A 12,364-nucleotide genomic window follows, 5' to 3' on the forward strand; every position below is an offset into this window, starting at 1 on the left:
AACGCGCGCAAGAGCGCGTCAAAGCGATGTTCTTTTCGAAGGCAGAAAAGAAAAGGGCGTCCGTGAAGACGCCCAGTTCCGATAGCTGTTCAAGCTGGAAGTCAGCAGCTGTAATACATTCCGAACTCGACCGGGTGCGGTGTTTGTTCGTAAAGTTCGACCTCTTCCATCTTCAGTTTGATATAGCCGTCGATCTGGTCTTTCGTGAACACGTCACCTGCCAGAAGGAAGCCGTGATCTGACTTGAGCGCCTCCAACGCTTCGCGCAGCGAGCCGCAGACCGTGGGGATGCCTTCCAGCTCTTCCGGCGGCAGATCGTACAGGTTCTTGTCCATGGCTTCGCCCGGATCAATCTTGTTCTTGATGCCATCGAGACCGGCCATCAGCAGGGCAGCAAAGCACAGATAGGGGTTCGCTGCGGGATCGGGAAAGCGTGCCTCGACGCGTTTTGCCTTGGGCGATTCGGTCCACGGAATACGAACGCAGCCGGACCGGTTGCTGGCCGAATAGGCGCGCAGCACAGGAGCCTCGAAGCCGGGGATCAGCCGCTTGTAGCTGTTTGTCGCCGGGTTGGTGAAGGCGTTGAGCGTCTTGGCATGCTTCAGGATGCCACCGATGAAATACAGCGCTTCCTGGCTGAGATCGGCATATTTGTCGCCCGCGAACAACGGTTTGCCGTCTTTCCAGATCGACATGTTCACATGCATGCCGGTGCCGTTGTCGCCGTAGATCGGCTTGGGCATGAAGGTCGCGGTCTTGCCGTAAGCCTGCGCCACGTTGTGAATGACGTATTTGTATTTCTGCAACTCGTCGGCCTGCTTTGTCAGCGTGCCGAAGATCAGGCCCAACTCGTGCTGACAGGACGCAACCTCGTGGTGGTGCTTGTCGACCTTCATGCCGAGCCGCTTCATGGTGGTCAGCATTTCGGCGCGGATGTCCTGCCCGTCATCGATCGGATTGACCGGGAAGTAGCCGCCCTTCAGGCCGGGGCGGTGCCCGGTGTTGCCCATCTCATATTGTGTGTCGCTGTTCCAGGACGCATCCATCGCATCAACTTCGTAGGATACCTTGTTGATAGAGTTCGAAAAGCGAACATCATCGAACAGAAAAAATTCGGCTTCCGGACCCCAGTAGGACACGTCGCCGATGCCCGAGGATTTCAAGTAAGCCTCTGCCTTTTCCGCGGTGCCGCGCGGGTCACGTTCGTAGCTTTCGCCGGTATCCGGCTCGACGACAGAGCAATGGATGCAAAGCGTCTTTTCCGCGTAGAACGGATCGATATAGGCGCTTTCGGTGTCGGGCATCAGCTTCATGTCCGAGGCTTCGATCGATTTCCAGCCGCCAATCGAGGAGCCATCGAACATGAAGCCCTCTTCCAGGAAATCTTCGTCGACCAGATCCGAGACCACCGTGACGTGCTGCAACTTGCCGCGCGGGTCGGTGAAGCGAATATCGACATAGGCGATATCCTCGTCCTTGATGGTTTTCAGAATTGCGTCATTGCTCATCTTTGGTTGTCCTCTTCTCATCGCGTCCCGGCCGGTGGCCGTGAGCTTTCAACTGGAATTGAATTCGGGTGGGAGTGTTGAAGCATCGAGGCCCCGGATCAGGTCCGGGGCAGGCTCAGAGTGCGTCTGAGCCGGTCTCTCCGGTTCGGATGCGGATCGCCTGTTCGACCGGGCTGACGAAAATCTTGCCGTCGCCGATCTTGTCGGTCTTGGCCGCGTCGATGATAGCCGCGATGGCATCATCGACCAGATCATCGTCCAGCACGACCTCGATCTTCACCTTGGGCAGGAAATCGACGACATATTCCGCGCCTCGGTAGAGTTCAGTATGGCCCTTCTGGCGTCCGAAACCTTTGACTTCGATGACGCTCAATCCCTGTATGCCGGCATCTTGCAGGGCTTCTTTCACCTCATCAAGCTTGAATGGCTTGATAATCGCCTCGATCTTCTTCATCTGAAATCTCCGTCGCAACAGGTGTCGCTAGGGATTGATCATGTGGGGCACCATGGCTCAATCGGATTCGGGTGCTATGGCTGTTTCGACGCCAGTTGTCAGAATTAAATGCACATAATTTGTGCGATCTGACTTAATAATACGCGATCAGAAAACTCTGTATGCGAATCCGCGCGGTTGTCCTCTTGTAAGCTATGTCCTGAAGGGCGGATAAGAGGTCGAGCTTTTACACCAGTGACAGGACAGTTGTGCATGACCGAGCTTCTGACTGCCGCGCAGATGCGCGCCATTGAACAGGCCGCGATAGACAGCGGCGAGGTTAGCGGACTGGAATTGATGGAGCGGGCAGGGCGGGGCGTCGTCGAGGCGATTTTCGAGGAATGGCCGGCGTTTGCGCGAGATGCGATGCCGGAGCGGGGGCCAGCCCCCGCACCCCGGGAGTATTTGGTCCAAGAAGAAGAGACAAGTATTCTGCGGGCCGTGGTGCTGTGCGGGCCGGGGAACAATGGGGGGGACGGGTTTGTCGTGGCGCGGTTGCTGCAGGAACAGGGCTGGAAGGTGCAGGTTTTCCTCCATGGTGATCCGTCGCAACTGCCGCCTGACGCGAAAGTGAATTATGAACGGTGGTGCGCGCTGGGGACGACCTATTCATTTTTGCAATACGAAGAAAAGTTTTGGAATTGCGACCTGCTGGTGGATGCACTGTTCGGAACAGGGCTTAAGCGCGCGCTTCGAGAATTTGATGGCCTATTCTCAAAAATGGAAAATATGGTGGGGTGCCGTCCCATTAAGGTTGGGCATGAAATTGGTCGGGCGGCCATCGTCGCCATCGACCTTCCAACTGGTATTTGCGCTGATAGTGGCCGGATCTTCGCGATTTCAGACTCTCGCCATGGGGTCTCAGCCAGCGCGCATCTTACAGTGACCTTTCATAGCATGAAATTGGGGCACGTCTTGGCCGATGGACCAGATCATTGTGGCAAAGTCGTCGTCAAAACTCTGGGGATTGAGGCATTTGCCTCCCGGTGGTTGCGTGAGGGGCCGGACAGGCAGCGGGAAGTGTGGCTTGAGCAGGTCACGCTTGCCAAAGATTCGATCTGTCTCGCAAAAGAAGATTATCAGCACAAATACTCTCATGGCCACGCCCTGATCTTGTCCGGTGGTGCCGGGCGCACGGGGGCGGCGCGGCTTGCAGCGCGGGGCGCGTTGCGGATCGGGGCGGGGCTGGTGACTTTGGGGGTGCCGGGCTCAGCGCAGATGGAGGTGGCCTGTCAGATCACCGCGATGATGCTGAAGCGTGTTGAGGATGGCGACGGGGTGGCTTCGGCGCTGGAAGACGGGCGCATCAATGCGCTGTGTCTGGGGCCGGGGCTGGGACTGGATGAGCGCGCGACGGGGTTGGTCGCCGCAGCGCTACGCGCCCCGGCCCCCGAGCCGGGGCCTTCTGTTTCGCGAGGCCCCGGGCCAAGCCCAGGGCGGGCAGTGCTGCTGGATGCCGACGCGCTGAGCCTGCTTGCGCGCGACCCGGATCTGTTTGCGTTGCTGCATGATCAGTGCGTACTGACGCCACATGCGGGCGAATTCAAGCGGCTGTTTCCAGACATCGCTGAGAAATTGAACGCAGCCGCAACGAAAGGTCCGGCCTATTCCAAGGTTGATGCCACACGTGCGGCGGCCAAACGGGCGGGATGCGTGGTGCTGTTCAAGGGGGCGGAGACGGTGATCGCTGATCCTTCCGGGGCTTGCACGATAAACTTGGCCAAATATGATCGTGCCGCACCTTGGCTCGCGACGGCCGGGTCGGGGGACGTGTTGGCGGGGTTCATCGCCGGATTGCTGGCGCGCGGCTATTGTCCGATGGACGCTGCTGCAAGTGCCGCCTGGCTGCATGTGGAATGCGCGCGCAGCTTTGGGCCGGGCTTGATTGCTGAAGACCTGCCGGAGGTTCTGCCCCAGGTTCTGAGTCGTGTCCTGGGTTCTTGACATCCACTCTGTTTCGGCCGCGTACCGCCGGTGCCGGAATAACCCTGCAGCCCTGTCTGTTTCAGGCGAATTTTCCGCTCGCATCCGGCTTGCGGGTTTGCTAGACAGCGCCGGACTTGGGCGGCCCGTTGGGCTGCCTCTTGGGTTTTTGCGGGTGTGGCGAAATTGGTAGACGCACCAGATTTAGGTTCTGGCGCCGCAAGGCGTGGGGGTTCAAGTCCCTCCACCCGCACCAGAGGATGAGAAAAAGGACACGTAAATGCAGGTCACCGAGACTCTGAACGAAGGGTTGAAGCGCGGATACGCGATCACCGTCAGCGCTGATGAGCTTAGCGCGAAGGTCAACGAAAAGCTGGCCGAGGCGCAGCCCGAGGTCGAGATGAAGGGCTTTCGCAAAGGTAAGGTTCCGATGCCGCTGCTGAAAAAGCAGTTCGGCCAGCGTTTGCTGGGCGAGGCGATGCAGGAAACCATCGACGGCGCGATGAACCAGCATTTCGAAGACAGCGGCGACCGTCCTGCCGCCCAGCCAGAGGTCAAGATGACCAATGAGGACTGGAAAGAAGGCGACGATGTCAATGTCGAGATGAGCTATGAGGCGCTGCCGACCATCCCCGAGGTCGACCTGAGCGTCATCAAGCTGGAAAAGCTGGTGGCCAAGGCGGATGACGCATCGGTGACCGAGGCGCTGGAAAATCTGGCCGAGACCGCGCAGAATTTCGAGGACCGTGAAGAGGGTGCCGCAGCCGAGGATGGCGACCAGATCGTGATCGATTTCGTCGGCAAGGTGGATGGCGAAGCGTTCGAGGGCGGCTCTGCCGAGGATTATCCGCTGACGCTGGGATCGAACAGCTTCATCCCCGGTTTCGAAGAGCAACTGGTCGGCGTGAAAGCTGGCGACGAGAAGGCCGTCGAAGTTTCGTTCCCCGAGGATTATCAGGCCGAGCATCTGGCGGGCAAGGCGGCGATCTTCGATTGCACCGTCAAGTCCGTGAAGGCACCTCAGGCTGCGGTAATCGACGACGAGCTTGCCAAGCGTTTTGGTGCCGATGATCTGGCCGCGCTGAAAACCCAGATCGCCGAGCGTCTTGAGGCTGAATATGCGGGCGCTGCGCGCGCGGTGATGAAGCGCGGCCTGCTGGATCAGCTGGACAATGTCGTCAGCTTCGAACTGCCGCCGTCGCTGGTGGATGCCGAAGCCAAACAGATCGCGCATCAGCTGTGGCACGAGGAAAACCCCGAAGTCGAAGGGCATGATCACGATCCGGTAGAGCCCACCGAAGAGCACAATAAGCTGGCCGAGCGCCGCGTGCGTCTGGGGCTTCTTCTGGCGGAACTGGGCCAGAAGGCCGAGATTCAGGTTACCGATGCCGAGATGACGCAAGCAATCATGAACCAGGCGCGGCAGTATCCGGGCCAGGAACGTCAGTTCTTTGAGTTCATCCAGCAGAACCAGCAGATGCAACAGCAGATGCGCGCGCCGATCTTCGAGGACAAGGTCGTCGACCACATCGTTGAACAGGCCGATGTGACCGAGAAAGAAATCTCGAAAGATGAGCTGCAAAAGGCCGTCGAGGCGCTTGAAGAAGACGAATAAGCCCCGCTACTTACGGAGTTTCATAAAACCGCGCCTCTCGCAGGCGCGGTTTTTTTGTTGGCCTAGGGGAAGGCCAGGTCGCGGCACAAAAAAAGACCGCGCGGGGTGGGCCCGCGCGGTCTGAACGCCCCGAATTGGGGGCATTGCTGTCGGCTTAGTCTTCGGTGGACTCGGCCTCGGCTGCGGCGTTGACCACATCGCGGGGCGCGTCGTCGTCCTCGGCTGCAGAGCCGATATCGTCGAACAACTCGGCGATCTCGAAATCTGCGGCGGCCTCTTCTTCGGCGGCCAGTTCCTGGATCGACTTGCCGGACGCCTGAAGCTGCGCCTCTTCGGGCGAACGGGCGACGTTCAGCGTGATCGTCACCATGACCTCGGGGTGAAGGTTCACCTCAAGTTCGTGCAGACCCAATACCTTGATTGGCTCGCGGATGATGATCTGCTTGCGGTCCAGCGAGAAGCCAGCCTCGGTCGCGGTGTCCGCGGCGTCACGCGTGGTGACAGAGCCGTAGAGGTTGCCGCCGTCAGACGCTTGGCGAATCACGACAAACTGTTCGCCGTCAAGCTTTGCTCCCAGCGATTCGGCTTCCTTGCGGCTGTCGAGGTTGCGGGCTTCGAGATGCGCTTTTTGTGCTTCGAATGCCTTGATGTTGTCTTCCGACGCGGTCAGGGCTTTCTTCTGCAACAGCAGGTAGTTGCGGGCGTAGCCGGGCTTGACGTCAACGACGTCGCCCATCTGGCCGAGTTTCGCAACGCGTTCGAGAAGGATGACTTGCATGGTGCTTACTCCTTACTTCACTGCGTAGGGCAGCAGGGCGAGGAAACGGGCGCGTTTGATCGCACGGGCCAGTTCACGCTGCTTCTTGGCCGAGACGGCGGTGATGCGGCTGGGTACGATCTTGCCACGCTCAGAGATGTAGCGTTGCAGAAGACGTGTGTCCTTGTAGTCGATCGCAGGTGCGTTGTCGCCCGAGAAGGGGCAGACTTTACGACGGCGGAAAAATGGTTTTGTTGCCATGGTTTAGCGTCCTTTTCTCAGGTGATCAACGGCGCTCGCGGCGGTTGTCCCGCTCGTCGCGCTTCTGCATCTGGACCGAGGGTCCTTCGGCGTGCTCGTCGACCTTGATGGTCAGGACGCGCATCACATCGTCATGCAGACGCATCAGGCGTTCCATTTCCTGCACGGCCTCGGAAGGGGCATCGGTGCGCAGGAAGGCATAGTGGCCCTTGCGGTTCTTGTTGATCTTGTACGCCATGGTCTTGACGCCCCAATACTCGTGTTCCACGAGCTTGCCGCCGTTGTCGGCGAGGACGGTGCCGAAATGTTCAACAAGGCCTTCGGCCTGCGTGTTGGACAAGTCCTGACGCGAAATGAATACATGCTCATACAGTGGCATGCGGTCTCCGTTCATATTGCGGCGCATTTCAAAGGACAGGTCTGTGATCCTTCCGCCCCTGCCCACGAGAGTCTGCGCGGTTTGTCTGTACTTGCGAAAGGAGCGCTCCGTATACACGGAAATGTCCAGGGTGCAAGTCTGCCAGCGGAGGTGTCAACTGCGTTGCGCGAAAGCTGCTGTGACGGTACATCAGGAGCAACCGCCCCGACAGAAAGGGGCCGCACATAACAAGGGGGCATCAGATGAGCCGCGCATTCGTATTTCCCGGGCAGGGTGTCCAGACCATCGGCATGGGGCAGGCGCTTGCCCAGGCCTATCCGCAGGCGCAGGCCGTGTTTGACGAGGTGGACGACGCGCTTGGCGAAAAGCTGAGTACACTGATCTGGGAAGGCGAGGCGGATGCGCTGACGCTGACACAGAACGCGCAGCCCGCACTGATGGCGACATCGCTTGCCGCGATGCGGGCGTTGGAGGCAGAAGGCGTGGCGGTGGATGCGGCCGCTTATGTGGCGGGCCATTCGCTGGGCGAATATTCCGCACTGGCGGCAACCGGTGCGATCAGCATTGCCGACACCGCGCGGCTTTTGCGGATTCGCGGCAAAGCCATGCAAGAGGCCGTGCCTGTCGGTGCCGGGGCCATGGCCGCTTTGCTGGGGCTGGATTTCGAGACCGCCCGTACCGTCGCGCAAGAGGCTGCACAGGGCGAGGTTTGCGAGGCTGCGAATGACAATGACCCGGCGCAGGTGGTCGTGTCCGGGCACAAGGCGGCCGTGGAACGCGCCGTCGAGATCGCCAAGGAAAAAGGGGCGCGGCGCGCTGTTTTGCTTCCTGTAAGCGCGCCTTTCCATTGTCAGTTGATGGAGCCTGCCGCCCGCGCGATGGCAGAGGCTTTGGAGGATGTCGAAATCTCCAACCCGTCCGTGCGGCTGGTGGCGAATGTGCTGGCGCATGATGTGGCCAATCCCGAGACCATCCGCTCCTTGCTGGTGCAGCAGGTCACCGGATCGGTGCGGTGGCGCGAAAGCGTGGGGTTCATGGCGGCGCAGGGCGTCACCGAGATCTGGGAGATCGGCGCGGGCAAGGCGCTGTCGGGCATGATCCGACGGATCGACAAAACCATCGCGACGCGCAATATCGGCACGCCCGACGAGGTCAAGGCGGCAGCAGAAAGCCTGAGCTGAAGAATGTCGCACAGGCCCGCTTCGGCGGGTCACAAGAGAATCGTGAAGCGGGATTTGCCGGTGAAGATTAGCGCTGGCAGGTACAGAGTGCGACGCAAACAACCTGGGTCTCTGGCTGCGGGGCAAGGTGTTACCGGGCGGGGTGAGATCACGATTTGCTCGTCTTGATTATGAGGCCATGCAATGCGATACGCCTCAAATATGGAACATCGCGGCACAGTCGGCAAAACAGCTGACCCGCCGCAAACGGGGGACAGGTATGTTCGATCTGACTGGAAAAACCGCGCTGATCACCGGCGCTTCGGGGGGCATCGGCGGCGAGATTGCACGCGTGTTGCACGGCGCGGGTGCCACGGTAGGGCTGAGTGGCACGCGGACCGAACCGCTTGAGGCTCTGGCCGCCGAACTTGGCGAGCGTGCGCATGTCCTGCCGTGCAACCTTTCGGATTTCGCAGCCGTTGATGCCCTTCCCAAGCAGGCAATCGAGGCGATGGGCAGTCTGGATATTCTGGTCAACAACGCCGGTATCACCCGCGACAACCTGTTCATGCGGATGTCGGATGATGAATGGCAATCGGTGATCGACGTGAACCTGACCGCGACATTCAAGCTGTGTAAAGGTGTACTGCGCGGCATGATGAAGGCGCGCTGGGGCCGGATCGTGAATATCTCGTCCGTTGTCGGGGCAACCGGTAATCCCGGTCAGGGCAACTATGCCGCCGCCAAGGCGGGTGTGATCGGCATGTCGAAGTCGCTGGCCTATGAGGTCGCAAGCCGTGGCATCACCGTCAATGCCGTGGCACCGGGTTTCATCGCCACCGCGATGACAGACAAGCTGAACGACGATCAGAAATCTGCGATCATGGGCCAGATACCCGCAGGCCGCATGGGTGATCCGGCCGAAATTGCCGCTGCGGTTCTGTATCTTGCCGCGCCAGAGGCCGGGTATGTCACCGGAACCACCTTGCACGTCAATGGCGGCATGGCCATGTTGTGATAAGCGTCTTTGGCACCGGTGCGAAAGCGTTTGCCAACGCTGCACCATGTGCTATAGGCGCAGAAGTTTCGGGCAGAAGGGGGTAACTCTTTCGAATCCGACCCGCATCGCGGGGAGTTGAGCCGCCCGCAAGGGCACTTGAAAACCCCGCAGGGGCGAGGGATAATCCGGGCGAATGTCCCGACAATACCGTGAGGAAGACAATATGAGCGACGTCGCAAATCGCGTTAAAAAGATTGTGGTAGAGCACCTGGGTGTCGAAGAAAGCAAGGTCGTCGACAATGCCTCGTTCATCGACGATCTGGGCGCAGACAGCCTTGATACCGTGGAACTGGTCATGGCTTTCGAAGAGGAATTCGGCATCGAAATTCCTGACGACGCCGCTGAAACCATTCAGACCTTCGGCGACGCGGTTGGATTCATCTCCAACGCCAACGCCTGAGCCCCAGCAGTCATAGAGACAGCGTAAACGGCCTCCGTCATGGGGGCCGTTTTCGTTTGTGGGGTACCACGCTCACCTGCGGAGCCGTGTTTGGTCCCATTCTGACAGGCGATAGAGGCACAAATTGGGGCGATGCTTGCGGGCTGTTTCGGGCGCAAGATCATGCCGGGCTGTGCGGAACTTTGTCAAAGTGATAATCGACGGTCTTGCCCCCTTGCCCGCATGCAGGGTAAGAGCGGCAGGAACGAAATTGATGGAAGGACAACCGAATGCGCCGTGTTGTTGTCACAGGACTTGGCCTTGTCACCCCCTTGGCCAGCGGGGTCGAGGAAAGCTGGAGACGCATTCTGGATGGGCAATCGGGTGCGGGGAAGATCTCGCGGTTCGATGCCAGCCATCTGGCAACTGACTATGCCTGCGAAGTGCCGCATGGTGATGGAACCGACGGTACGTTCAATCCAGATGACTGGATGGCACCAAAAGACCAGCGCAAGGTCGATACGTTCATCCTTTACGGTATTGCCGCAGCGGCGCAGGCTGTCGAAGATGCAGGCTGGACCCCGGATGATCGGGCAGAGCTGGAACGGACCGGCGTTCTGATCGGATCCGGTATTGGCGGGCTGAACTCCATCGCCGAGACAGCGTTGGTTCTGCGGGATCGCGGACCGCGGCGCGTGTCGCCGTTCTTTGTTCCGGGCGCGCTGATCAATCTGATCTCGGGTCAGGTCAGCATTCGCTACGGATTCCGCGGACCGAACCATTCGGTTGTGACGGCCTGTTCGACTGGCGCGCATGCCATCGGCGATGCAGCCAGGCTGATCCGCGACGACGATGCCGATGTGATGATCGCCGGCGGGGCCGAGGCGTCGATCTCGGAGATCGGCATCGCCGGCTTCAACGCCTGCAAGGCGCTGTCCACCAAGCGCAGCGATGATCCCACAAAGGCAAGCCGCCCCTATGATGTCGATAGTGACGGGTTTGTCATGGGCGAAGGCTCCGGCATCGTGGTGCTGGAAGAATACGAACACGCCAAGGCGCGCGGTGCCAAGATCTATGCCGAGGTGATCGGTTACGGTCTGTCGGGCGACGCCTATCACATCACCGCGCCGTCAGAGGATGGCGACGGCGCGGAACGCTGTATGCGCATGGCGCTGAAAAAGGCCGGGCTGCAACCGTCCGATATTGATTATATCAACGCGCATGGCACCAGTACGATGGCTGACAAGATCGAACTGGGCGCGGTAGAGCGCATGATGGGCGATGCCGCAGACAAGGTCACCATGTCCTCGACCAAGTCGATGACCGGGCACCTGCTGGGTGCTGCTGGCGCGATCGAGGCGATCTTCTCGATTCTCGCAATCCGTGATCAGGTGGCACCACCGACGATCAACCTCGACAATCCGGCGGTGGAAACGAAGGTGGACCTTGCCCCCAACGCCAAGCGCGAGCGCAAGATCAATGTGGCCCTGTCCAACAGCTTCGGCTTTGGCGGCACCAATGCCAGCGTGATCTTCAGAAAGGTCGATTGATGTGGCGCCATATCGCGTCTAACGCGCTGACGTTCCTCGCCGTCTTGCTGTTCCTGGCCGGGGGCGTGGTCATATGGGGCCGGTCGCAATACCTGTCCGAAGGACCGCTGGAGCAGGCAATCTGCGTGCAGGTCGAACGTGGGACCAACCTGCGCGCTGTGTCGCGCAATCTGGAAGGTCAGGGGGCCGTCACAAGCGGGGCGATCCTGCGGATCGGCGCGGATTACATGGACAAGGCGCAAGACCTGAAAGCGGGCAGTTTTCTGGTGCCGGAAGGCGCGTCGATGGCAGAAATTGTCGATATCGTGACCCGTGGCGGTGCCAGCACCTGCGGGACAGAGATTGTTTACCGCATCGGCGTGACTGCGGCGGAAATCCAGGTGCGCGAGCTTGATCCCGCCAGCGGCCGCTATGCCGAACGGGCAAAGTTTGCGCCTGGCGATGCAGAGACCAATCCGGTTTACGCCGAGATGCGTGCAAAGGACGACACCCGCTACCGCGTCGCGCTGGCTGAAGGTGTCACCAGCTGGCAGGTGGTGCAGGAATTGGCGTCTCTGGACCTGCTGGAGGGCGAGGCGGAGGTTCCGGCAGAGGGCAGTCTTGCCCCCGACAGCTATGAGGTTCAGCCCGGCGATACGCTGGACTCGGTGATCGCCCGGATGCAGGGCGCACAGGAGGCAATCCTTGCCGATGCATGGGAGAACCGCGCCGATGATCTGCCGCTTGAAACGCCGGAAGAGGCACTGATCCTTGCGTCAATCATCGAGAAAGAGACCGGCAATGCCGAAGAGCGCGGACAGGTTGCCTCGGTCTTTACCAACCGGCTGCGCGCCGACATGCCCCTGCAAACCGATCCGACGGTCATCTATGGCGTGACCGAAGGCAAAGGTGTGCTGGGGCGCGGGTTGCGCCGGTCGGAGCTGGACCGCGAGACGCCGTGGAACACCTATGTCATCAAGGGTCTGCCGCCGACACCGATCGCAAATCCGGGGCGTGCCAGCATCGTGGCGGCACTCAACCCGGCTGATACGGATTTCATCTATTTTGTCGCGCGGACGCTCGATCCGGCGGATGGCCACAACTTCGCTGTCACGCTGGACGAACATAATCGCAATGTGGCGGCTTACCGTGCGCTGGAAGCGCAGCGCAATCAGTAGCGCCACCGCGCGGTATGGTTTCGAAAAAGTTAATCACTTGATTTAGAAGGCGGCGCTATCCTTAGGGTTGGTGCCGCCTTTTTCGTTTGTCTGAAAAATCGCTAAAAGTGATGGTTTTCGCG

Annotated in this window: 12 protein-coding genes and 1 tRNA gene; 8 read left to right on the forward strand and 5 right to left on the reverse strand. The window is 59.9% G+C overall.

Annotation, left to right across the window (positions count from 1 at the left end; all coding sequences use genetic code 11):
• Positions 1 to 101 precede the first annotated feature (101 nt).
• Both glnA and B8991_RS00760 read right to left on the reverse strand, forming a co-directional pair.
• Entirely contained in the window at positions 102 to 1,508 is a 1,407-nt protein-coding gene (gene glnA / locus B8991_RS00755) for a type I glutamate--ammonia ligase (protein WP_084349897.1), read from the reverse strand.
• A gap of 115 nt (positions 1,509 to 1,623) precedes the next feature.
• Positions 1,624 to 1,962 (reverse strand): P-II family nitrogen regulator, encoded by a 339-nt coding sequence (locus B8991_RS00760; protein ID WP_084349898.1) that lies wholly within the window; start codon positions 1,960 to 1,962, stop codon positions 1,624 to 1,626.
• A gap of 252 nt (positions 1,963 to 2,214) precedes the next feature.
• Here B8991_RS00760 and B8991_RS00765 point away from each other — a divergent pair, with 252 nt between their 5' ends.
• The 3 genes from B8991_RS00765 to tig all read left to right on the forward strand — a co-directional run bounded on the left by B8991_RS00765 (position 2,215) and on the right by tig (position 5,539).
• Positions 2,215 to 3,945: an NAD(P)H-hydrate dehydratase gene (locus B8991_RS00765; RefSeq protein ID WP_084349899.1), complete on the forward strand. Its 1,731-nt coding sequence runs from the start codon at positions 2,215 to 2,217 to the stop codon at positions 3,943 to 3,945.
• Positions 3,946 to 4,095: 150 nt separating this feature from the next.
• A tRNA-Leu gene (locus tag B8991_RS00770) sits at positions 4,096 to 4,180 on the forward strand.
• Between the two features lie 24 nt (positions 4,181 to 4,204).
• Positions 4,205 to 5,539: a trigger factor gene (gene tig, locus B8991_RS00775; protein ID WP_084349900.1), complete on the forward strand. Its 1,335-nt coding sequence runs from the start codon at positions 4,205 to 4,207 to the stop codon at positions 5,537 to 5,539.
• Between the two features lie 154 nt (positions 5,540 to 5,693).
• Here tig and rplI read toward each other — a convergent pair whose 3' ends face one another.
• From rplI to rpsF, 3 genes are read right to left on the reverse strand one after another with little or no spacing between them, the layout of a single operon-like run.
• A complete protein-coding gene (gene rplI, locus B8991_RS00780) occupies positions 5,694 to 6,317 on the reverse strand; it encodes a 50S ribosomal protein L9 (RefSeq protein WP_084349901.1) in 624 nt (207 codons plus the stop codon).
• Between the two features lie 12 nt (positions 6,318 to 6,329).
• Positions 6,330 to 6,557 (reverse strand): 30S ribosomal protein S18, encoded by a 228-nt coding sequence (gene rpsR, locus B8991_RS00785; protein WP_025061827.1) that lies wholly within the window; start codon positions 6,555 to 6,557, stop codon positions 6,330 to 6,332.
• 25 nt (positions 6,558 to 6,582) lie between these two features.
• Positions 6,583 to 6,936 (reverse strand): 30S ribosomal protein S6, encoded by a 354-nt coding sequence (gene rpsF / locus B8991_RS00790; RefSeq protein ID WP_084350288.1) that lies wholly within the window; start codon positions 6,934 to 6,936, stop codon positions 6,583 to 6,585.
• Between the two features lie 242 nt (positions 6,937 to 7,178).
• Here rpsF and fabD point away from each other — a divergent pair, with 242 nt between their 5' ends.
• From fabD to mltG, 5 genes are all read left to right on the forward strand, one after another.
• On the forward strand, positions 7,179 to 8,117 hold the full coding sequence (fabD, locus tag B8991_RS00795) for an ACP S-malonyltransferase (RefSeq protein ID WP_084349902.1): 939 nt from the start codon (positions 7,179 to 7,181) through the stop codon (positions 8,115 to 8,117).
• A gap of 259 nt (positions 8,118 to 8,376) precedes the next feature.
• Positions 8,377 to 9,114, forward strand: coding sequence for a 3-oxoacyl-ACP reductase FabG (gene fabG, locus B8991_RS00800; RefSeq protein ID WP_084349903.1), 738 nt, complete (start codon positions 8,377 to 8,379; stop codon positions 9,112 to 9,114).
• A gap of 205 nt (positions 9,115 to 9,319) precedes the next feature.
• Entirely contained in the window at positions 9,320 to 9,556 is a 237-nt protein-coding gene (locus B8991_RS00805; RefSeq protein WP_084350289.1) for an acyl carrier protein, read from the forward strand.
• Positions 9,557 to 9,825: 269 nt separating this feature from the next.
• Positions 9,826 to 11,085 (forward strand): beta-ketoacyl-ACP synthase II, encoded by a 1,260-nt coding sequence (fabF, locus tag B8991_RS00810; protein WP_084349904.1) that lies wholly within the window; start codon positions 9,826 to 9,828, stop codon positions 11,083 to 11,085.
• The gene (mltG, locus tag B8991_RS00815) at positions 11,085 to 12,242 is read left to right on the forward strand and encodes an endolytic transglycosylase MltG (RefSeq protein ID WP_084349905.1); all 1,158 of its coding nucleotides are present in this window, start codon (positions 11,085 to 11,087) and stop codon (positions 12,240 to 12,242) included. The genes fabF and mltG overlap by 1 nt, the downstream gene beginning before the upstream one ends.
• The last annotated feature ends 122 nt before the right edge of the window (positions 12,243 to 12,364 follow it).

Origin of the sequence: Primorskyibacter flagellatus (assembly GCF_900176485.1) — a bacterium.
GTDB lineage: Bacteria > Pseudomonadota > Alphaproteobacteria > Rhodobacterales > Rhodobacteraceae > Primorskyibacter > Primorskyibacter flagellatus.